Here is a 21,977-nt window from a genome sequence, read left to right on the forward strand (position 1 = left end):
CGAGCGCCCGGCCGTGAAGGCAGCGCAGGAACAAAGGATCGACATTCGGGCTCTCCCCCTGACGGTCGCGGGCGATTCGCCCCCGAGCTTTGACAACACCGCGCCTTCTGGCGGACGCATGAGTCACCAGGCATTATTATTTGTAATATTTATTGCGGTCCAGAGATAATGTCGCGCGCTATCCGTAAGATGGAAAAGCGGGTCTCGGGCGGGCGACCCACGCCGATCGCCCCGCCTGCCAGATCGACCGTCAGGCCGGGTTCGCTACCCGCGATGCTTCCTGCGCGGTGCCGATAGCGGCGGCATAGAGCGTTGCCGCCCGCCAGAAGCACAGCGCGGCCAGCACTGGCGTGACGGAGATCATCAGCATCGAATAGCGGATCGCCTCCTCGCCAAAGCGTGGGGCAAGCAGATCGTTGAGCAAGCCCACCGCGGTCGGCCCCGCGGCATTGCCGATCAGGCTGGCGCCGAGCAGGACCACCGAAATCCCCAGTGCGCGACGGCGCTCACCGACGACGTTGACTACGGCGGCAAAGATGGGCGCCTGATGGATCAACGTGAAGAAGCTGCTGAGCGCGAAGCCGCCGACCCAGGCGAGGTGCGAGTTGCCAAGCAGGAACAGTGCCTCGGCCGGCCCGGCGAACAGGCAGGCGATCGCCGGAATGCCGATGCGCCAGAAAATGCGCTCCTTGGGAAGCCGATCGATCAGCGCGCCGCCGAGCAGAATTCCAAGCAGGCCGATGAGCCCGCGCGCCGGCCCGATAATATTGGCGACTTCGCTGACGCCCAGATGATGGACGCGCACGAAGAAGGTCGGGGTCCATGCCCCCGATGCCCAGACATTGGCGCCCATCAACGTGACGCCGGCAAAGATCCAGGCGAAGCAGCGGTTCGAGAAGAGTGTGCCAAGATCGCCGAACAGCGAACGCATCAGCGGCAGGCGTTGCGGCGGGGGCGTCGTGCGTTCGGGCTCGCGCACCGTCAGCATCAGCAAGAGCGACAGCAGCACGCCGGGAAGCCCCATCGCGATGAACATCTGGCGCCAGCCATAGGTTTGCGCGATCCACCCGGCGAGCGGGAAGAACAGGATGAAGGACAGCGGCGCGGCGGTGCCGAAAAATGCCATCGCCAGCGGCCGCCGTTCGGGTGTGAAGCGATCGGCGATGATCGAGTTTGAGGGCGCCATGCCACAGGCTTCGCCCGCCCCCATCAGCAGCCGCACCACCGCCAATTGACCGATGCTGCCGATGAATCCGGTACACGCAGTCATCACGCTCCAGAAAGCGAGGCCCGCCGCGATGATGTTACGCCGGTTCGCGCGATCGGCCAGCCAGGCGATCGGAATGCCGAGCAGCGAATAGAAGAGAATGAACGCGAGCCCGGATACCAGCCCCAGCACGGTATCCGACGTACCCAGCTCGCGCTTGATCGCGGGAAGCGCCAGCCCCAGCAACGAACGATCGAGATAGTTGAAGACCGATACGAGCGTGAGGACCAGCAACGGCCAGGTTGCCGACCATGGCCAGCGCCCGCGTTCCTGGTCCCCTGCCTCGTTCATAGCCGCGAAGCCCTTGTTTCCTGCGCAGTGATGAATTCCAGCAGCGCCGGCTGCCCCGCCTCAGTCGCCGCGATGCCGCGCAGAATCGCGGGAACGATCTGGTCTGGCGTGGTGATCCGCTCGCCATATCCGCCGAGCGCTCGGGCGAAGTCGGCATAATTGCCTGATATGTCGGTCGCGCGGAAACGCTCGGTGGCGACCGGCATGATCGGCAACTCAATCGCCATCGCCGAGTTATTGAGCAGGATCGAGAGGATCGGCAAGCGCTCGCGAACCGCTGTTTCAAAATCCATCCCGGTGAAGCCGATCGCGGCATCACCCCACACATTGATGCACAATTTGTCGGGACAGGCGACCTTGGCGCCCATCGCCAGCCCCAAGCCGTAGCCGAGCTGGGTGGTCTTGCCCCAACCGATATAGCTGAGCGGTGCCGTCGATTTCCAATAGGGCGTCAGCTGGTCGCGCGGGCTGCCGGCGTCGTGCGTGATGATCGTGTTGGCGACATCGACGGTGTGCTGCAAATCCCACAGAACGCGAAAGGGGCTGAGCGGCGCATCGTCGCTTTCGAGCAGGGGCAGCCATTCAGCGAGCCATTTGCCCTCGACCTCGGCGATCTCGCGCGTCACCGGACCCGGATCTCGCGACGACGCCAGCCGGGCGTGGCACGCCTCGATCAGCATCGCCAGCGTCAGCTTCGCGTCGCCGATCAGCGCATCGATGCACGGCACGCCCTTGTTGATATCAGCAGGGTCGAGCGTGGCGTGGATGATCTGAGCGCCTGCAGGCATTGCCACGCCGAATGCCGTTTCGGAAAAGCTGCAGCCGATGCCGAGGATGAGATCGGCATGGTCCAGAAAATGACGGAGCTGACCCGGGATCGCAGCGCCGCCCGAACCGAGCGCCAGCGGGTGGGTCTCGTCGAACGCGCTTTTCCCTTCGAGGGTGGTCGAAACCGGCGCCGCGAGCAGTTCGGCGAGCGTGCGCAGCTCGCTATAGGCCTCAGCCCAATGCACGCCCTGCCCGGCATGGATCACCAGGCGCTTCGCAGCGACCAGCCGGTCCGCCACGCGCGCCACCGCGTCTGGGTCCGGCGCGTACCGTGTCGTGACGACCGGGGCATAATTGATCGGCTCGGGGACATCCTCCTCGAGCACGTCCCAGGGCATTTCCACGAGTGCCGGCCGCAGCCGTCCATTGCGAAGCGCCGAAAATGCCCGGCGCAGAATCGCCGGCGTATCCGCTGCGCGCAGGATCGGCTCGCAGGTCTTGGTGATGTCGCGCATCGAGATGCTGGCGTTGTAATTGTCCGGTACATGCGCAAGCCGACGGGCATAGCCCTGCGGCAACACCAGTACCGGCACGCTTTCCGAATAGGCCTGGGCTACGCCGCCATAGGCGTTTTCGGTGCCGGGTCCGTGCTGCATGGCGAACACGCCCATGCGCTTGCCGCGGGTCAGCCGGGAGAGCGCATCGGCCATATGTACACCGGTGCGTTCCTGGCGGACGATGATGGTGCGGATGCCGCGCGCCGCCGCCTGCTCAAGCACGGCGTTGCGCGGGTAACCGAAGATGACGTCCACGCCCTCATGCGCGAGAATTTCGGCAATCGCCGCACCGACCTTCACTTTGTCTTCGCGTCCGTCGTGCCGAGAGGCCGCTCGCCCATGACAGTGGTACGGATCAGATGGCGCCGCTCATATTTGAAATCATGGATGCCGCGGTGGAGGGTGAAACGATTGTCCCACACGATCAGTGTGTCCTTCTGCCACTTCACGCGGCAGTGATAATGGAGGTGCTGCGCCAGGCTCTGCAGATAGGTGAGCAGCGCGCGGCTTTCTTCCTCGCTCCAGCCGACGAACCGCTTGAAATAGGCGGTGGTGGCGAACAAAGCCTTACGCCCGGTGATGGGATGCACGCGCACCGCCGGGTGAATGTTTTCCAGCTGATCCTCAGTGAAATCATGGCTCTCGCGCAGCCGCATCCGTTTCTCCGGCGCGAGCTTTTCGTTCTTCGCCCAGATGTCCTTGCCCGAATAAACGACCTGCAAGCCGTCCAGCAGCGTCTTCAGCCCGTCGGACATGTTCTCATAGACGAGATAGGCGTTCGAAAACGCCGTATCGCCACCCCATTGCGGAACTTCGAGAGCCCGCATCACGATGCATTTGGGCGGACGGATCAGGAACGGGCTGTCGGTGTGGAAATGCTCGAACGAGGGCACCACATTCTCGGGCTCATGCGCCTCGCGGCGCACCTCCTGCATGTCGCGGTGGCCATCATAGGTCGGCGCCTGGGGCAGTTCGGTGATGTCGCCGAAGTAGCGCGAAAAGGCCTTGTGCTGATCGGGCGTCAGATTCTGGTCGCGGAACAGGATGACGAGGAAATGTTCGAACGCCTTCATGACCTCAGCGAGCGTTTCCTCGTCGAGCGGTTCGCGCAGATCGACGCCGCCGATTTCGCAACCGCACGCGCCCGAAATGGGCTCGACGGTGATGCGGCGGAATTCGGGCATCGGCAGTCCGGCAACGATCGGATCGGCAGGAGCGACGCTTGCGATAGGATTGAGTTGAGTGATCATTGGGAACTCCACTGGATTCAGATTGGCCCGAAAGGCCGGAGGCGGTGCTATCTCCGCCTCCGGCCCCTCCCCCCGGATCAGAATTTCCGTTTGACGGTGACGGCCCAGGTCCGCGGTTCGCCGGGCGAACCCTGGACCGAATTGGTGGACCCGCGATTGTCGAAGACGTCGCTAAAATAGAGCTTGTTGGTCAGGTTGCGGCCCTCGAGCGCGAACTCCCAATCATTGTCGGCCGTACGGAAAGTGAGCCGCGCATTGACCAGGGTCCGTCCCTTCACCTCGCCGAAAATGTCCTTGCCGCCGGTTGCCGCGTCGACATTGTTCGCGTTGCGATTGAAACTATCCTGATGATTGATGTCGATCCGCGGCGTCAGCTTCGCGCCGCTGCCGAACTCGAAATCATATTGAGCCCCGAGGCTCCACTGCCAGGGCGAGATATATTGGCCCTTGTCTTCAAGGCCGATCCCAGAGGTCGCCGCGGCGGCCGAGATCGAGGTATATTTGAAGTTGAGATAGGCGAGCGACGCATCGACCGTGAAGCCCTTGGCAGGATGCAGCGTCAGTTCGGCCTCAGCGCCCTTCACAGTGGCCTTGCCGGCGTTGAGCGGTAGCGCGCAGGGTCCAGGAAGGCTCAGGCAACTCGATACGGTCACGAGAATGTCGTCATACTTGTTAATGAACCCGCTGACGTTCAGGCGGACATGACGGTCGAAAAGGTCGCTCTTGAACCCGGCCTCATAGGCAGTCAGCTTCTCAGGCCCGAAAGGGAGCGCTTGCGCCGGGATGAATGGCCGAGGATTGACGCCGCCGCTTTTAAACCCCGTCGAAATCTGGCCATAGGTCATGAGCTGGTCCGACCAGCGATATTGGATCACCGCTCGCCAATCGACGCGATCGCCCTTGAACGTGCCCACCAAACCATCGAGCGAAGCGATCGACGCAGGCGTCGCGCCACCGGTCGAGGATCCGGGAATCCCCTTGCGGCCATAGATGAAGCTCTTCGACATGTCGGTGTACCGGATGCCGCCGATCAGATGGAGGTCCTTGACGACCTCCCAGTCGGCATTGGCGAACACGGCCTTTGTGGTCGCCGGAATCTGGTTATTTTCGATGAAGTTGAGCGTAGGCAGCGTCACACGCGTGATATTCTGGCTGCGCTTGTGCAGATAATAGCCGCCGACAGTGAAGTTGAATGAGGGGCCGACCCTGCCGTTGAGCCTCAGCTCCTGGCTGAATTGGCGGTTGAAGATCTCGCTTGCCTGCAGCGTCGGCGAGAAGGGCGTCCCGTCTCCCGAAGAGTAGACGCCGCTGAACTTCCGGTACGCTGTGATCGATGTCACGCTGAAATCGGGCGACAGATCGACCTTCAGGTTCCCCGATACACCCCAGGTATCGATCGCCGACTTGATCGGGGCCGACCATGGGGCAGATCCGTCGCGCGGCGCGAGCTCGGTGTAATTTTCGTAGCTTGTATAGGGGCTTGAGCTGAAAGTGTCCTGCGCATAACTGCCATAGGGCGAATAGCTGATGAATTGCGATCCGGTCGACGTGCCATAACGCACACCGTTCAGCGTATAGGCCGGCGCGGACGCTCCTGTGGTTGCCGATCCAGTGTTGGTCGCACCGGGAACGGCGTTCTGACCCACATAAAGCAGGGTCGTCGGCCCCGCCTCACTGTCGTCCTGCGTCATATCGGCGACCACATCGAGGGTCACGCTGTCGCTCGGCTGGTAGCGCAGCGCGAGGCGCCCGGCGACATAGGCCTTGCCGCCTTCGGTGCCCAGCTTGCACGACTGGGAATTGGTCAGCGATGACGGGATCGCCGTGCCCGGATGGGCGCAGGCGAAGTCGTAGCGCGTGACATAGCCGTCCTTGTGGACGGCCGTGCCCGAAATGCGTGCGTACAGATCCGGCAGGATCGTGAAATTGGCCGCGCCGCGCAGCTCGACCCGATTGTAGCTGCCATAGGTCGCCTGGAAATAGCCACCGCCCTTGCCGTCCGGCTTCTTGGAATAGAGCTTGATCGCGCCGCCGATCGAATTCTGGCCCGCGAGCGTGCCCTGAGGGCCGCGCAGGATCTCCACGCGATCGAGATCGATCAGATCGAGCAGCGAACCGTGCAGGGTCGGCAGATAGACGTCGTCGATATAAAGGCCGACGCCCGGCTCGAGCGCGAAGCTGGTGTCGCGCTGGCCGACGCCGCGGATATAGGCGACCACAGCAGGACCATAAGTGGCCGGCGCCTGACGCAAGGTGACGTTCGGCGCCGTATTGCCGACATCGGCAATGCTCGTCTGGCCGCGCGCCTCGAGCATCGCTCCGGTGAGCGCGGTAACGGCGAGCGGTGCGTCCTGGAGCTTCTGCTCACGGAACTGCGCGGTGACGACGATGTCGGGTGCGGTCTGCCCCGCTGTATCCGCCTGGTCGGCGCTGTCGGGTGTTGCAGCCGGCGGCGCGGTCTGCGCCACAGCGGGCGCGCCGATGGCCAGGGCTCCGGCGAGCGCAATGAATGATCCAGTCGTTCCCCACCGATTCGATAGAAATGCCATGATGCTCCCTCCCCTTTTCGGCCGCGCCTCTGTGGCGTCGTCCAGTTGGGAGGAGTGAACATGTTGAGTAATCAACTGTCAAGCATAATCCAGGTATATTCCGGATTCCGGAAGATCAATTCCATAATACGGAATTTCTTGCCCTTTTCGCCGCTTTCTCTAGCTGTGCGATATCGCCGCCAGCTCGCTCAATATGGTGGCCGCCTCCCGCACCGCGATCGCCAGATCATCCTCGAGATGAAGCTGATACCGCTTCGAGGGCATGGTGACGCCCAGGCACCCGACAATCTCGCCAAAGGGACCGAAAACCGGCCCGGCGATGCCGGCAATGTCGTGGCTTGGCTCATAATAGCGGGCGTATCCACGCTCCCGTATCAGCGCGAGAACCTCTTCCATGTCCTTGCGCGGCGAACGCGGCCGGCCGGTCAATGGACCGAACGAGGCCTCGCGCATGATCGCCTCAATATCGCCCTCGGGGAGATAGGCCAGGATCGCATTGCCGAGCGATCCCCAGGGAAGCTGCACCTCACCGCCGCGCTCGATCGAGAAGCGAAGCGGATGGGGCGTCACCACCGCATCGGCAATGATCGCAGTCCGCGATACCGGGCTGTAGGCGCATAGAACCGCGGTCTCGTGCCATTGCACCACGAGCTGTTCCAGGAGCGGCCGCGCGCTTCGGATCAGATCGAACCCGGCGACGAGCTGCGACGCGAGCCGGTGAAGCTCGCGTCCCGGGCGATAGCTTTGGCCCTGCCCTCGCTCGACGAGCCCCGAACGCACCAGCGCCTGGAGCAGGCGGTGCACAGAACTCGCGGGCAGATCGGCGCGCTCAGCCAGTTCGCCGAGCGTGAACTGCGGCGGCCCGCCGGCGACGAGCTTGAACAGATAGGCGAGTCGGTCGGCCGCCCCGCGCGGCGCAGCGGATTTACTTGTCCTCATTGGCCGAATGATACCGCAAGAGCGGGTCCAAGAATGCGCAAAATACCCCCATGGCGCGAAGTGGCGGCCGGCTGCGGTCAGACCAGCGCGTAATAGCGGAACAGCGACCGGTCAGGTTCAGTCCTCCGCTCGCCACCGCCGACGATCACCGTTCGCGACAGCCAGTCATGCGGTCCGGTTGGCACACGGAAATAGGGGGTAAGCCGGAAATAGGAGGGCTGGCTGCTGCCCATCCGCGCTCGGACGAGATAGCCGCGGTTCTGAATATAGATATTCGTGCCATCCTCAGCCTCCAGCATGTAATGCGCGCTGAGTTCGATCGTGCCGTCGTCGCGGACCAGCGCGTAGTCTGCGCCGCTATGCGGCACGACGCGCCCCGACAGCCGCGGTCCGCTGATCGTGCCTCCGATCGCAGGCGTGTAGCCTTGATGGCCGCCACCGGGCAGCGGTCCGAACATATGACGGTCCGCACCGAACTCCACTTCGATATCGAAGACATGCTCCAGCGTGCAGTCGGCATTGGTCATTCGGAAGCCTCCCTGGGCGGAACGAAGGGCAGCAGGATAGCAGAATCATACGTGCCGCCGGTGCGAATGATATGGGTGCCGGCGTTTCGCGTCTGCTCATGGAGCGCGAAGGGCAGCATCGCACCTTCCTCCTTGCGACAGATATCCGCACCGGCGACGATTACCCGCAAAGTCTCCCCCGCCGCGAAGTGCACCGAGAAGGGCCAGATTTCGATCTCGACCGGCACGCATTCGCCCGGTGCCAGGCGCTCCTCGTGCGTATGCAGATGTACCGGCATTTCCGGGCGCGACCTCTCGGGATCGAGCGCACGGTGGCTGGCGCGAAGCCAGCCGAGCGCGATCGGACCGTTCTCGTAAAAGGCATAGAAAGTGAAACCGACAGGCTCGCCCGCGGCGTCGATCTTCTGCAGCGCGACGAAGAGATCGATATCGTCGCTGCCCTCAGCCTCGACCCAGAGCTTCAGGCTGGCATGGCCGGTGATCTCGGTATCCTCGGTAAAGCGAAGATCGAACATGGCACTGCCATCCCGCGCCGGGTATCGCGCTTCGGCCTCGGCCGTCGCCATGTCGGAAATGGCGCCGGTTGCGGCATCAAGCCCGAGCCGCCGATACTCCGTGCGCGCGAGCGGCCATTCGTTTTCGGCGCGCTCCTCCGCAACGCCGTGCCGATCCCGCACTTCGATCCGAACCTTCGGCCAGGCCGCGACCACAGTGGGGCGGTCGCGCATATAGTGGTCGAAAAAGGCGAGCTGGCGAGCCCGGCTCTGGGGCAGATAATAATGCGCCCATTTCTTCTGGCCGTGAATCTCGAGCCATTTCTCGGCCGATCCTATCCGGCGCCACGCCTCGATCGTGCCGCGCAGATGCAGTCCCTGATCGGACCAGCTCGCGACGATATAGGCCGGCTGGCGGATCGCCTCGAGATCGAACTCCTTCGAGCGCCAATATTCGTCGATCAGCGGGTGCGCGGTAATGTTCGCCCAGCTGTCCTCGGTCCGGTTGAGCGACCATTGGATATTGTCGCAGGCACGCGGCAGGAAACTCGTCTCGAGGATTCCACCATGATAGGCGAATTCGCGGTACCAGTCCGAAAAGCCCTCCCAGGGATTGAGCGCGGCGAGCGGCCCGGGGCGGAGCGGCGCGACGAGATACTGGATGCCGGCGAGATAGGAGACGCCCGTCATGCCGACGCGGCCGTTCGACCAGGGCAGCCGCCCCAGCCATTCGATCGCGTCGGCGCAATCCTCGGCTTCCTGGATGCCATTATGATGGAAGTCGCCGCCCGACAGCCAGGCGCCGCGCGGATCCACCACCGCGACCGCATAGCCCTGCCCTCCCCACCATAAGGGATCGGGCGCCTCGAACGCGGTCAGGTCGGAAAGCCATTCGGGATCGACGCCCGAGCGCGGCCAGAAGACGCGATTGGTATGCGCGTGCTTGCCATAGGGGCCCCAGGCCAGCAGGATCGGCACGTTCGCGGTGGCATGTTCGGGGCGATAGAGATCGCAGAAAATCTCAACGCCGTCGCGGAGCGGTATGCGGCAATTGCGTTCGATCGTCAGCCCACGCTCGGTGCGGCAGACATAATCCTTCGGGGGCAGCGGCGGTTTGGTCGGGTGGCTGAAGGGGTCACTCCCCTCTCGCATCAGCGGCTGGAAACGCACCTTGCCCCCTTCACAGCACGAGGAAATAATGGATCCGGTTGGCGCCCGGCACCTTCTCCGCAACGCCTATGAAGACATGCTGCGACATCCATTCATGCGGCCCCGCCGGAGCGTCGAAGCGCGGGGTGACGCGCATATAATAATCATCGAACGCGACGGGTTCGTTGCGGCGCATCTTCTCGGCGATTTCCTCGCTGCGGGCCCAGCGAAAGCCACGATTCTCGAGATAGATGATCGCGCCGTCATCAGCCTCGAGCAGATAGCGCGCGTCAAAGTCGATCACGCCATTGGGGCGCGAAAGCGGGTAGTCGCCCCCCGACATCGGCACCACGCGCCCGTTGAGGCGTGGCCCCTCGACCGTGCCCTCCGCCGCAAAGATCGCAGCACGGCTATCCCCCCGCGCACCCGGTTTGACCCAATAGGGCTTCGACAGGACGATCGAGATCGTGAAGGCGTATTCAAGGCCCGGCGTGAAAGGATGTGGTCCGCTCATGAACGCAACTAAAAGCCGACTTAGTTGATTTGTCAACAATGCTGCGCAATCGCTGCGCGGCAGGCGGGAAGACAAAGCCGATTTCGTTAGCTACAAAATCGCGATGCACGACAACACCCACAAAGCCGAAACGCCCGTCGCCGACATATCGGAGCGGGCTCCCTTCCAGTTCGGCCCTACCCACCTTCCCTATCGCATCCTGTTGCTCGGCAAGATGATCGATCGGGTTACGGCGCAGCATGTTCGCGATACGGCACAGCTCTCGCTCGCTGAATGGCGTGTGCTGACTCATGTCGAGATGATGGGAAAATGCAGTGCGGCGGAAGTGGCGAGTGCCGCCTATTCGGACCGCGCCGAGGTGAGCCGCGCGGTCGGATCGCTCGAGGAGCGCGGGCTGGTGCAGCGCGAAGCCAATCCGCGGAACCGGAAGAGCAGCCTTGTTTCATTGACGGTCGAGGGCAAGGCCGTCCATGCGGCGATCCGCGGCGAGCGCGGCAAATTCTACGAGCAATGGCTGAAGGACCTCAGTGATGAGGACAGGTCGGCGCTCAACGAAGGGCTGGACAAGATGACCCGCCGCGTCATCGAAAGTGCACCGCATATGTTCGATCCCTGATCGGGATTGTGCCGCGGCCGCCTGCATCGCCGAAATATTGTATTGATTAATCACCAACCCTGGGCGACAACCGCCAGGCAGCACTCGGCGCACCCCTTTGGTGACCGCCGCTGCACATGCGGAACGGGACAATTTCGGCATCCGGAATTGCACCCCGGCCTGGTGGCTGGAGAGGATCAAGCCTTTGCAAGACGAGGACGAGCGCCTGTTGTCCGCAGGCTATAGACGCCTTTTCATCGGCATGTCCTTTTCGGTAGCTCTCTTCAATTTCGCCGATCGTTCCGTCCTCGTCGTGCTGGCCCAGCCGATCCAGCGCGATCTGGGGCTGAGCGATTTCCAGCTCGGTATCCTGCAGGGCACCGCCTTCGCGTTCCTCTATGCCATTCTCGGGCTGCCGATCGGCCGACTTGCCGAGCGCTTTTCGCGCGTGAAGATCATTTCCGCTGCGATCCTGTTCTGGTCGTTGATGACCGCGGCCTGCGGGCTGGTCGGCAGCTTCGCGCAATTGCTGCTGTGCCGTGTCGGCGTCGGCATGGGCGAAGCCGGCTCGCAGCCTGCGACATCGTCGCTCGTCAGCGATCATTTCCCGCGCGAACGGCGTGCGTCGGCGATGTCGCTGATCCTGCTCGGCACCCCGGCGGGCACGTTTCTCGGTGCGACGATAGGCGGGTGGGTGGCGGCGCAGTGGGGATGGCGCATGGCTTTCCTCGCGCTCGGCATTCCCGGCATGCTCGTCGGATTGCTCGTTCTCGTGCTGCTGCGCGAGCCACGGCGCGGCCTGGCGGACAATGCCCCGCGCGAACCGACGCCGCTCCCCGATTTCGGCGCTTTCCTGCACGTCGTCGCGCGCAAGCGCGGGCTGTTGTTCGTGATCATCGGCGGGGCGCTGGCAGGCTTTGGCATGACCGCGATTTCGCAATTCCTGGCCGTGTATCTCGCGCGCATCTACCAGCTGCCGGTTCAGCAAGCGGCTGCGCTATACGGCACGATCTCCGCCATCGCGCTCACCTGCGGTCTGCTCATCGGATCGTTCGGAACCGACTGGCTTTCGCAGCGTGGAGACCGGCGCTGGTCGGCCTGGGGTCCGGCGATCGGTCTCGCCATTGCGCCCCTGCTCTATTGGGTGGCGTTCAATACGCATTCGATCGCCTGGGGTTCGGTGATGCTGTGCATTTCCGGCGCGACGCTGCTGCTCTATTACGGGCCGACGCTCGCGATGATCCAGAACCTGCTCGAACCGCGGATGCGCGCGACGGGCGCCGCCCTGTTCGCGATCCTCTACACGATCTTCGGATCGATGCTTGGCCCCCCTGCGGTCGGCTGGATGAGCGACCGCTATGCCGGATCGGTCTTCACGGGAGGCGATTATCTGACCGTTTGCCGGGGCGGAAAGGCAGCGCTCGCAGCCGCGAAGGCGATCGACGATCCCTGCGCGGTTGCCGCAACCTTCGGCATCAAATCGGCGCTGATCGCCGCAGTGTGCGTGTTCTTCCTCGCTTCGATCTGCTTCGTGATCGCGTCGCGCACATTGCGTGAGGACTTCTACGTGGCGGACGAATAAACCGGTGTCGCGTCGGTCTCAGACGTTCAGCAAAACAGCTCCGGTCGCCGCAGCATCAGGGCCTGGACCAGGATAATCAGCTTGGCATCCACCAGCGTGCCGTTCAGCGACCGTGAGCGGAGCTCGTCCAGCGAAGGCTCCTCCACGGTGATGCATTCGCCTTCATCGTGAAGCCCGCCGCCCATCCCGACGCGGTCGCTCTCGGTATAGGGCGCAAGGTACAGGTGCAGCCGTTCGGTCGAGAGTGCCGGCATCGACCAGATCGTCGCCACTGCTTCGAGCCGCCCGAGGCGGACCCCGGCCTCCTCATCGGCCTCGGACCGTGCGCAGCTCTCCGGCTCGGAACCGTCCAGATTGCCTGCGACCGCCTCCCAGAAGGGCGGTTCGCCAGCCGCTATCGCGGGTGCACGCGGCATGCTCACCACCAGTGCCACGCGCCGGACCGGATCATAGGGCAACACACCGGCTGCGGAGCCATGGTCTTCGAGATGGCGCTCAACCTCGCGGCCATCCGCGTGACGCAGACGCAGCCGGTACAGCTTGTACCAACCGTCATAGACTAGCTGCCGATCGGCGATGGTGGTGCCCAAGGCGAATCCTCGCGGTCGGGCAGCGGAGATGTGCMCGCTACCGCGCGTAAATCGCATCGATCACCTCTGCAACGCGGACGAAGTGATCGGCCGCGGCATCGAAGGAGGCATCGCTCGCTAACTGCGACGCCCAGGCAGCTGCAGCGCGACCGCCCCATTCATCGGGCGGATCGATCAGAACTTCCGCCGTCGTCCCGGTGAAACGCTCGGCGCGAAAATCATAAAAGGACCCATCGACATTGCGCAGACTAGCGCCGCCCTCAGTACCGTAGAAGGAGGCCTCGATCACGGCGCTGCGTCCTGCATTCAGGCGCCACGAGCAAGCGAGCCGCACGTCGATTGCGTCGCCAAGGCGGAAGCGCGCGCTTGCATAATCCTCGACTTCATCTTCCGCGACGGCAGGCGGCAGATCCTGGGTTTTCTGGTGCCGGGCGACCTGATCGGCATTTGCCCCCAGCCTCACCGGTCTCGACGACGATGATCACCGCGATCACCGAAGTAACGCTCTGCCACGTGCCGCCGCACGCCCAGGCCGGCCCGGGATTGCGAACCGCCTACGCGATGAGCCGCGCACTTGAGGAGGTGTATCTGTTCCGGCAGATCGCCCGCCTCGGCCGCCTCAGCGCCTATGAGCGGTTCGTCGACTGGGTGACGGAGATGCGCGAGCGGCTCTCGCTGGTCGGGCTGGCGAGCCCGCATGGATTTCCGGTGCCACTCACCCAGGAGCTGATGGCCGATGCGCTTGGCCTCACCAGCGTCCATGTGAACCGGACGCTTCAGCTGATGAAGCGCGAGGGGCTGATGGAGATGCGGAGCGGCTATCTGACGCTGACCGACCCCCAGCGGCTGGGCCAGCTGGCGGATTGTCGCCCGACAGTGGTTTCCCTGGCGAGCGGCGAGGGTTGAAGACCGGATCGCGCTCTATTCCATCGCCCCGAGCACTGCGTCCACCGACACAGTCGCAAAGGTCGTGAACTGGTCCGCCACGCCGTAAGGTACCAGCAATTCCMGCCCGCGCAGGAGCGAACCGCAGCTGTACACGACATTCGGCACATAGCCGCCGCGCACCTTGGGACTCGGCGTGATCAGCGGCATCCGCGTTCGCGCCAGCAGCTTTGACGGGTCGGCCTTGTCGAGCAGCACCGCCCCCATGCAATAAGCGCGCATCATCCCGACGCCGTGGACCATTACCAGCCAGCCTTCGTCGATCTCGATCGGCGATCCGCAATTGCCCATCTGCGCGAATTCCCAGGGCGCTTTGGGCGAGACGATCTTCTGCCCGCCGTTCCACACATGGAGATCGTCGGAACTCAGCAGCCATATGCTCTCATTGTCCTGGCGGCCCAGCATCATGTAGCGCCCGTCGATCCGCCGCGGGAACAGCGCCATGCCCTTGTTGCTCGTCGCGTCGCCGCGCAACCGGTGCATTTCGAAGCTGCGGAAATCCATGGCGTGCAGCATCTCGGACCGAACGTCGGCGCCGCTGAACGCTGTGTAGGTGCCGTAATACTGCACGCTCCCGTCATCCTCGACGAAGCGCACCATGCGCATGTCTTCGATCCCCTGACGCTGGCTCGGCAGGATCGGGAAGATGACGGTTTCGGACACTTCGCGGCTGTCGCCACAGATGAAGCGGACGACGTCGTCATTCTCATTGCCCTGCTCGATCCGCGGCGGCACTCCCTCCGGGCTCGCCGGATCGACGACGATGCTGCCATCGGCATGCCAGATGCCGGTGCGAAAGGTGATCGAGGAGACATGGCCCTCGCCGATGCCGCGCAGCGAGAGGATGAAGCGCAGGCATCCCTCCGGCACCTCTTCCTGATCGGGATGCGGCACGATGCTGGGATTGAACAGCGCGGCTGCCTCGAAAGAATATTCCTCGCTGAAATAGGCGCCCATCAGGAGCCTTTGTTCGCGGCTGAGCGGCCCGCGCCCGGTCAGCTTGCTCACCTCTTCGGCCCGCCTGAGGAACAGGTCGTCGACGCCGCGGTGCCGCGCTTCCATCGTGCCGAGCAGCAGCGACTGGACGTCGCCGAGCCAGCCTTCGTCCATGGAGAGCACACGGTCGGCGATCCGCTGTGCGCGCGGGTGGTCCTTGACCGCGAAAGCGGGCGGGTCCTCCGGGGCGAAGGGCCGGATGACGGTGCGCGACGGGTCGGGCCGGAGGATGATGTCCGAATGCGTCATCAGATCGGGCCCGATCAGCTCGTCGCGTGTTTTGCCTTTGGTCATGCCATTCCGCCCCGCAGGAGTTTCGCGGGCGCAACGCGCGCCGGGGTGATTGAGGTCCTTAACCACCGTGAATATCCGCGATGTTTCGCAACCGAAACCGCTTCAAATCCCCGGTGCCTCGATTGACGGCGGGACGGCCACCCCTTTAGCTTCGGCCGCGTCGCTGAGCCGGAGAGATATCATGCCGAAAACGCCACGGATCATGTTCATCCGCCATGCCGAAAAACCCGACAAGGTCGCGACCGGCGTGACGGCGGCCGGCACGCCGGACAAGGAGGACCTGATCGTCCAGGGCTGGCAGCGCGCTGGTGCGCTTGGCCGCTTCTTCGCACCGGTCGATCCGGCGACGCGTGTAAAGGGCATTTCGCAGCCCGGCATCATCTTCGCGGCGATGGTGAATACGAAGAGTAGCAGTCTGAGGCCGCAGCACACGGTCGGGCCGCTCGCGGGCCTGCTTGGGCTGACGGTGAATATCGGTTTCGGCGAGGGCGACGAACCCGCTCTCGCCAAAGCCGCGATCGCCGCCGCGCAGACCATGCCGGTGCTGATCGCCTGGCAGCACCAGGACATCCCCACCATCATCAAGGCAATCAACAACAAGCACCATCTCGGCCCGCACAAATGGCCGGGCGACCGGTTCGATCTCGTCTGGGTGCTGGATGGCGACGGCAAGGGCGGCTGGACCTTCTCGCAGGTGCCGCAGTTGCTGTTGCCGGGGGATAGCCCTGAACTGGTTCCGGTGAGCGGTTAGGCGCCGCCCTCCACAAGCCAATCCTCGCAGCGCAGCCCGTCGACGCGGGTAAACTCCCCCAGATTGCCGGTCACGACGACAAGGCCCTTGCTCCGGGCATGGCCGGCAATCAGCACGTCATAGCCACCGATCATCTTGCCCGCGCGCTCGAGCGTGGCGCGAATATCGCCCGCGTGAGCAGCAGCCTCCTCGTCGAAGGGCAATAAAGTAAGCCGCGCAACGAAGCGTTCGACCTCTTCGCGGTTTTCGATCGGCCGCGCCGACTTGGCGGCACCGTGGAGCAATTCGGTGAGCACGATGGTCGAAATACAGAGTCCGCTTGCCTCGGCATTGAAGCGGTCGCGTAAACCCGCCGGTCGATCACGCAGGACACGGATGCATAGATTCGTGTCGAGCAGGTAACGCAGCATCAAAAACTCTCGCGTTCCTGCGCCTCGGGCTGATCACGGTCGCCGAGATCTACGCCCGGCGCCGCAAAGAAATCGTCCCACAGGGCATTGGTCGGCACAATGACGCGGCGCCTGCCCTCACGCAGAATCGTCACATCCTTCACACCCTGAGGGAAGGCAACGTCCTTGGGCAATCGCACCGCTTGCGAGCGATTGGACTGAAAAAGGACAGTGCGGGTCATATCAGGTCTCCGAGCAACGGAGGAGATATGTATATCCCGCTGGGATATGTCAACTTATGCGGCATACCGCGAGCGGCCCGAGCTCTTGCGAGCCCGAACCGCCCATAATATTCCCTCAAGTGGAGGCGCTCGCCGGCCCACCTTTCACCCGGTAACCCCAGAGCGCGTAGTACAGCACATAGAGTTCGCAGGCGGCCGTCACCAGGAAGGCCCATTGGATGCCGAACTTGTCGGCGATGTCGCCCTGGATGAAGACCAGCGCGCCGCCTGCGATCGACATGATCAGCAGGCCCGAGCCCTCCTCGGTCAGCGGGCCGAGGCCGCGGATCGCGAGGGCGAAGATCGTCGGGAACATGATCGAGTGGAACAGCCCCACCGCGATCAGCGCGTACATCGCCATCGGGCCGCTCACCAGGCTGGCGACAAGCGCGCCAACAAGAGCGCCGACAGCGAACACCGCCAGTACCTTTTCAGGCGCGATATAGCGCATGATCCACGCACCGGCGAAACGGCCGACCATCATCCCGCCCCACACGAAGGTCAGGTAGAAAGCGGCTTTTTCGTGCGTGATGTTGGCGATCGTCGGCTGCGAGGCGAAGTTGATGAACAGATTGCCCACACCGATTTCGGCGAGGACGTAGAGGAAGATGCCGATGCAGCCCAGGATGAGGTTGGGGTGCCGCCAAATCGACATCCCCTTGCGCGCCTCGGCCGAGGCCCGCTGCGTGGCGGCTCCAAGCGCGGGCAGTTTGGCGCGGGCGATGATGACCGCCAGGATCGCCAGCACGACGCCCACGATCAGATAGGGCAATTCAGTGGCCTGCGCGTCAGCCATGCGCTGGGCATAGGTGATCTGGGTGCCTTCCACTGACGTGCCGCCGGTGGTGCGCGCGAGGATCAGATAGCGGCCGAAAATGACCGCAAGCACGTCGCCCGTCGTGTTGAACGCCTGCACCAGCGTCAGCCGCGATTCGGATGATTCAGCCGGTCCGATCACTGCGACATAGGGGTTGGCGGCAACCTGCAGCAGCGCGATGCCGCATGAGACGATGAACAGCGAGGCGAGCGTCACCCAGTAAGAGGGCAGGCTCGCGGCGAGGATCATGCCGAACGAGCCCACGGTCATGACCGTCAGCCCGACCGTCAGCGCGCGCTGATAGCCGATTCGCTCGATCAGGAACGCAGCGGGCAGCGAGGCGACGAAATAGCCGACGAACCAGGTCGATTCGATCAGCGTCGTCTGCAAATAGTTCAGCTCGAACACACTTCGCAGATGGGGCAGCAGCGTGCCGTTGATGACAGTGATGAACCCCCACATGAAGAACAGGGTCGCGAGCAGGGTGAGTGCCCCGCGATAGCCCTGCGCCCCTGGTGGCGCGTCGAGCCGCACTCCACCACCGCCTATTGGTCCCGCCATAAATCCGTACTCCCTGAAGCAGCCCGTCGGGCGTCGCTTGTTTTTTGTCTGAGTATATGCAAGCAAATTCGCGGTCAATGTCGCCGAGTGAATGACGGCAACGGGGAGTGGATGATGCAATTGATTTCGAAGACGATGGCCATGGCCCTGATGCTGGCGGCAACGACACAGGCCGAGGCGGGGACAGTCTCGCGCAAGCCGCTTGGTGATGTCGGCGGCAGCCCGGTCGAGGCGATCACCCTCGCCAACACACACGGCGTCTCGGCGCGAGTCCTGACTTATGGCGCCACGCTGCAATCGCTGATCGGCCCCGATCGCAAGGGCAAGCTCGCCGATGTGGTGCTCGGCTATGACGATCTCGCCTCCTATGTCGCCAAGCCCAATTATTTCGGCGTCACGGTCGGCCGCTATGCGAATCGCATTGCCCGCGGGCAATTCTCGATCGACGGCAAGACCTATCAGCTGCCGATCAACAACACCCCCAATTCGCTGCACGGCGGGACGGTCGGTTTCGACAAGGTCGTGTGGCGCGTCGTCTCGGTCGAGAACGGCCCGGTCGCCAAGGTCGTCATGGCTTATACCAGCCCGGACGGCGACCAGGGCTATCCCGGCAAGCTCGAGGTCACCACGACCTACAGCCTTGACGAGAAGGGCAATCTGTCGATCGATTTCAAGGCATCGACCGACAAGCCGACCATCGTCAACATGACCAATCACGCGATCTTCGATCTCGCCGGCGAGGGCTCGCGGCTCGGCATCCTGAACCACCGCTTGACGATCCCGGCCCGCGCTTACACCCCCGTGGACGCGACGCTGATCCCGACCGGCGAGCGCCGCCCGGTCGCGGGCACCGTCTTCGACTTCACCAAGGGGCGCGTCCTTTCCGACGATCTTCGCGACGGGCGCGATCCGCAGATCATCGCTGGGCGCGGCTATGATCATAATTTCGCGCTCGATGCCGGCCTGACCGCAACGCCCAAGCTCGCCGCGCGACTCGAAGATCCGGCCTCGGGCCGCGTGCTCGAGGTGCTGACGACTGAGCCGGGCGTGCAACTCTATACCGGCAATTTTCTTGACGGCACGCTGGTCGGCAAGCGCGGCCATGTGTACCGGATGGGCGACGGCGTCGCCCTCGAGCCGCAGAAATTCCCCGATACCCCGAACCAGCCGAATTTCGGCTCCGCGCGGGTCGATCCGGGCAAACCCTACCACCATCTGATGGTCTACCGCCTCTCGGTGGCACCGAAATGATCGTTCGAAAGCCTTTTTCTAAATGACTGACACTCCCCCACCCGGCCTCCGTTCGCGCGCCTGGTTCGACAATCCCGCCAATATCGACATGACCGCGCTCTATATCGAGCGGTACATGAACTTCGGGCTGAGCCAGGAGGAGTTGCAGTCAGGCAAGCCGATCATCGGCATCGCCCAGACGGGCTCCGACCTGAGCCCGTGCAACCGGCACCATCTGGTGCTGGCGGAGCGGCTGCGCGAGGGCATTCGCGAGGCGGGCGGCATTGCGATCGAGTTCCCGGTCCATCCGATCCAGGAGACCGGCAAGCGGCCGACGGCCGGGCTCGACCGCAACCTCGCCTATCTGGCGCTCGTCGAAGTGCTTTACGGCTATCCGCTCGACGGCGTGGTGCTGACGATCGGCTGCGACAAGACCACGCCCGCCTGCCTGATGGCGGCGGCAACCGTGAACATCCCGGCGATCGCGCTCTCGGTCGGGCCGATGCTCAATGGCTGGCACAAGGGCGAGCGGACCGGCTCGGGCACGATCGTGTGGAAGGCGCGCGAGCTGCTCGCGGCCGGCAAGATCGACCATGCCGGCTTTGTGAAGCTCGTCGCCTCGTCGGCGCCGTCGACGGGTTATTGCAACACCATGGGCACGGCGACGACCATGAACAGCCTTGCCGAGGCGCTCGGCATGCAGCTGCCCGGTTCGGCTGCGATCCCCGCGCCGTACCGAGACCGCCAGGAGATCGCCTATCTCACCGGCAAGCGCATCGTCGGGATGGTCGCTGAGGATCTGAAGCCCTCGGATATCCTGACCCGCGACGCCTTCCACAATGCGATCGTCGTCAACTCGGCGATCGGCGGCTCGACCAATGCGCCGATCCATCTCTCGGCGATCGCCCGCCATATCGGCGTCGACCTGCCGCTCGACGACTGGCAGACTCATGGCCATCATGTGCCGCTGCTGGTGAACCTCCAGCCCGCCGGCGAATATCTCGGCGAGGATTTCTACCATGCCGGCGGCGTCCCGGCCGTGGTGGCCGAGCTGATGCGCCAGGGGCTCATCCATGAAGATGCGATCACCGCCAATGGCCGCAGCATCGGTGACAATTGCCGCGACGCGACAATCGAGGACGACAAGGTCATCCGGAGCTTCGACGCGCCGCTGATGGAGGATGCCGGGTTCATTGTCCTCAAGGGCAATCTATTCGACGCCGCGATCATGAAGACCAGCGTCATCTCGCCCGAGTTCCGCGAGCGCTATCTGTCGAACGCCGATGATCCCGAGGCGTTCGAAGGCCCGGCGGTCGTATTCGATGGCCCTGAGGATTATCACGCCCGCATCGACGATCCGGCGCTCGGCATCACCACCGCCTCGCTGCTGTTCATGCGTGGCGCCGGCCCGATCGGCTATCCGGGTGCCGCCGAAGTCGTGAACATGCGCCCGCCGGCTTACCTGATCCGCGAGGGCATCTCCGCCCTGCCCTGCATCGGCGATGGCCGGCAATCCGGCACCTCGGGCTCGCCCTCGATCCTCAACGCCTCGCCCGAAGCTGCTGCGATGGGCGGGCTTGCCCTGATCCGCACCGGGGACAGGGTGCGCATCGATCTTGGCCGCGCGACGGCAAATGTCCTGATCGACGATGCCGAACTGGCCGAGCGCCGTCGGGTGCTGGCCGAAGCGGGCGGCTATCCCTACCCTGCGTCCCAGACGCCCTGGCAGGAGATCCAGCGCGCGGTCGTCGGCCAGCTCAATCAGGGCGCGATCCTCGAAGGTTCGGAACGCTATCAGCGCATCGCCCAGACCAAGGGACTGCCGCGCGACAACCACTGATCCCATCGCGGCGGCGCGGGGCGATTCAACTCTTCCGGGTTTTTGCTATGGTCCTGCCGATCCGGCCTTGTGTCGGATCGGCTCTTTCCCATTGTCGAGACAATCGAAACGGCAGAATTGGCCGGCGGTGAGACCGCGCTCGCTGCGGTCCAGAGTCGTCCTCGATCAGGTCAACCGTCATGCGGGGACTTGGCCCGATCAACATTCAGGAGACCCACATAATTCCTCTCCTTTGGGAGAGGATAGTGTAGCTTGTCAGCTTGCTGACTAGCGAAACTTGGTGAGGGGCTCCGGGAGCTATCGAGAGCTCCCGGAGCCCCTCACCAACTCCGACTAAGTCGCTGCGCTCCTAAGTCTTCGTATCCTCTCCCAAAGGAGAGGAATTATGTACCTCCCAAATGTCGATCAGCCCTCGTTCCGCCATCCACGGCGGCGCGCTTAGTCGACCCCGGAACCAGCCCGGGGTGACGATTGAGCTTGGCTCGCAATCGCCCCCAAACCGGAAAAGTAAGAAAAAGGGCACAGAATTCACGCGACTCGCAAAATTGAATACTTTGGCATGATGAATAACCAATCCCATCAGCGACAGCATGGATGATATGCCAAGGAATAAATCGGGAACCAGCCTCGTAACGGCTCTAATTCAGTACCAAAAGCGCACCGGACTCAAATTTGAATCCCCGCCTGGTGGCTCGCAAAAATGCCATTTCGCAACCCACGGCACCGAGGCGAGCCCCAACAGGAGCGCTTATTAGCCTCAAAATTACGGCGTCATAAAACAGATACTAAAAGATACTGACA

Annotated in this window: 20 protein-coding genes; 6 read left to right on the forward strand and 14 right to left on the reverse strand. The window is 63.5% G+C overall.

From position 1 onward, the window contains the following. Window positions 1–250 precede the first annotated feature (250 nt). From AC1DVS_RS18870 to AC1DVS_RS18905, 8 genes are all read right to left on the reverse strand, one after another. Window positions 251–1,558: a spinster family MFS transporter gene (locus AC1DVS_RS18870; protein ID WP_478025462.1), complete on the reverse strand. Its 1,308-nt coding sequence runs from the start codon at window positions 1,556–1,558 to the stop codon at window positions 251–253. Beyond that, window positions 1,555–3,183, reverse strand: coding sequence for a thiamine pyrophosphate-requiring protein (locus AC1DVS_RS18875; protein ID WP_478025463.1), 1,629 nt, complete (start codon window positions 3,181–3,183; stop codon window positions 1,555–1,557). Before AC1DVS_RS18875 ends, AC1DVS_RS18870 begins: the two co-directional genes overlap by 4 nt. After that, a complete protein-coding gene (locus tag AC1DVS_RS18880) occupies window positions 3,180–4,133 on the reverse strand; it encodes a TauD/TfdA dioxygenase family protein (RefSeq protein WP_478025464.1) in 954 nt (317 codons plus the stop codon). The genes AC1DVS_RS18875 and AC1DVS_RS18880 overlap by 4 nt, the downstream gene beginning before the upstream one ends. Window positions 4,134–4,210: 77 nt before the next feature. Next, on the reverse strand, window positions 4,211–6,682 hold the full coding sequence (locus tag AC1DVS_RS18885; RefSeq protein ID WP_478025465.1) for a TonB-dependent receptor: 2,472 nt from the start codon (window positions 6,680–6,682) through the stop codon (window positions 4,211–4,213). A gap of 159 nt (window positions 6,683–6,841) precedes the next feature. After that, window positions 6,842–7,621, reverse strand: coding sequence for an IclR family transcriptional regulator (locus AC1DVS_RS18890; RefSeq protein WP_478025466.1), 780 nt, complete (start codon window positions 7,619–7,621; stop codon window positions 6,842–6,844). Between the two features lie 77 nt (window positions 7,622–7,698). Next, a complete protein-coding gene (locus AC1DVS_RS18895; protein ID WP_478025467.1) occupies window positions 7,699–8,148 on the reverse strand; it encodes a DUF3237 domain-containing protein in 450 nt (149 codons plus the stop codon). Next, complete coding sequence (locus AC1DVS_RS18900) at window positions 8,145–9,812, reverse strand: CocE/NonD family hydrolase (RefSeq protein WP_478025468.1); 1,668 nt, start codon at window positions 9,810–9,812, stop codon at window positions 8,145–8,147. Before AC1DVS_RS18900 ends, AC1DVS_RS18895 begins: the two co-directional genes overlap by 4 nt. A gap of 10 nt (window positions 9,813–9,822) precedes the next feature. After that, complete coding sequence (locus AC1DVS_RS18905) at window positions 9,823–10,305, reverse strand: DUF3237 family protein (RefSeq protein WP_478025469.1); 483 nt, start codon at window positions 10,303–10,305, stop codon at window positions 9,823–9,825. A 103-nt stretch (window positions 10,306–10,408) separates the two neighbouring features. Between AC1DVS_RS18905 and AC1DVS_RS18910 the strand changes: the two genes are divergently transcribed. Together AC1DVS_RS18910 and AC1DVS_RS18915 are read left to right on the forward strand one after the other, a co-directional pair. Further along, the gene (locus AC1DVS_RS18910; RefSeq protein ID WP_478025470.1) at window positions 10,409–10,921 is read left to right on the forward strand and encodes a MarR family winged helix-turn-helix transcriptional regulator; all 513 of its coding nucleotides are present in this window, start codon (window positions 10,409–10,411) and stop codon (window positions 10,919–10,921) included. Between the two features lie 100 nt (window positions 10,922–11,021). Beyond that, the gene (locus AC1DVS_RS18915; protein WP_478025471.1) at window positions 11,022–12,482 is read left to right on the forward strand and encodes a spinster family MFS transporter; all 1,461 of its coding nucleotides are present in this window, start codon (window positions 11,022–11,024) and stop codon (window positions 12,480–12,482) included. Between the two features lie 26 nt (window positions 12,483–12,508). Here AC1DVS_RS18915 and AC1DVS_RS18920 read toward each other — a convergent pair whose 3' ends face one another. Then, a complete protein-coding gene (locus AC1DVS_RS18920; RefSeq protein WP_478025472.1) occupies window positions 12,509–13,072 on the reverse strand; it encodes an NUDIX domain-containing protein in 564 nt (187 codons plus the stop codon). A 37-nt stretch (window positions 13,073–13,109) separates the two neighbouring features. Beyond that, complete coding sequence (locus AC1DVS_RS18925) at window positions 13,110–13,535, reverse strand: hypothetical protein (RefSeq protein ID WP_478025473.1); 426 nt, start codon at window positions 13,533–13,535, stop codon at window positions 13,110–13,112. 14 nt (window positions 13,536–13,549) lie between these two features. Here AC1DVS_RS18925 and AC1DVS_RS18930 point away from each other — a divergent pair, with 14 nt between their 5' ends. Next, the gene (locus tag AC1DVS_RS18930) at window positions 13,550–13,978 is read left to right on the forward strand and encodes a Crp/Fnr family transcriptional regulator (RefSeq protein ID WP_478025474.1); all 429 of its coding nucleotides are present in this window, start codon (window positions 13,550–13,552) and stop codon (window positions 13,976–13,978) included. Window positions 13,979–13,993: 15 nt separating this feature from the next. On the opposite strand, the gene AC1DVS_RS18935 is transcribed toward AC1DVS_RS18930, so the two are convergent. Then, window positions 13,994–15,307, reverse strand: coding sequence for a glycoside hydrolase family 130 protein (locus AC1DVS_RS18935; RefSeq protein WP_478025475.1), 1,314 nt, complete (start codon window positions 15,305–15,307; stop codon window positions 13,994–13,996). Window positions 15,308–15,488: 181 nt separating this feature from the next. Here AC1DVS_RS18935 and AC1DVS_RS18940 point away from each other — a divergent pair, with 181 nt between their 5' ends. Beyond that, window positions 15,489–16,058, forward strand: coding sequence for a hypothetical protein (locus AC1DVS_RS18940; protein ID WP_478025476.1), 570 nt, complete (start codon window positions 15,489–15,491; stop codon window positions 16,056–16,058). Here the strand turns inward: AC1DVS_RS18940 and vapC are convergent. The 3 genes from vapC to AC1DVS_RS18955 form a co-directional block, all read right to left on the reverse strand. Beyond that, window positions 16,055–16,468, reverse strand: a complete 414-nt coding sequence (vapC, locus tag AC1DVS_RS18945; RefSeq protein ID WP_478025477.1) for a type II toxin-antitoxin system tRNA(fMet)-specific endonuclease VapC — start codon at window positions 16,466–16,468, stop codon at window positions 16,055–16,057. The genes AC1DVS_RS18940 and vapC overlap by 4 nt on opposite strands. Beyond that, a complete protein-coding gene (gene vapB, locus AC1DVS_RS18950) occupies window positions 16,468–16,689 on the reverse strand; it encodes a type II toxin-antitoxin system VapB family antitoxin (protein WP_478025478.1) in 222 nt (73 codons plus the stop codon). The genes vapC and vapB overlap by 1 nt, the downstream gene beginning before the upstream one ends. Before the next feature lie 115 nt (window positions 16,690–16,804). Further along, window positions 16,805–18,106 carry a sugar MFS transporter gene (locus AC1DVS_RS18955; protein ID WP_478025479.1) on the reverse strand — a complete coding sequence of 434 codons (1,302 nt, stop codon included), beginning with the start codon at window positions 18,104–18,106 and terminating at the stop codon, window positions 16,805–16,807. A 114-nt stretch (window positions 18,107–18,220) separates the two neighbouring features. On the opposite strand from AC1DVS_RS18955, the gene AC1DVS_RS18960 reads away from it, so the two are divergent. Both AC1DVS_RS18960 and AC1DVS_RS18965 read left to right on the forward strand, forming a co-directional pair. Further along, window positions 18,221–19,357, forward strand: coding sequence for an aldose epimerase family protein (locus AC1DVS_RS18960; protein WP_478025480.1), 1,137 nt, complete (start codon window positions 18,221–18,223; stop codon window positions 19,355–19,357). A gap of 22 nt (window positions 19,358–19,379) precedes the next feature. Then, window positions 19,380–21,176 (forward strand): IlvD/Edd family dehydratase, encoded by a 1,797-nt coding sequence (locus tag AC1DVS_RS18965; RefSeq protein ID WP_478025481.1) that lies wholly within the window; start codon window positions 19,380–19,382, stop codon window positions 21,174–21,176. Window positions 21,177–21,977 lie beyond the last annotated feature (801 nt).

Source organism: Sphingomonas sp. P3_C5 (genome assembly GCF_056402635.1).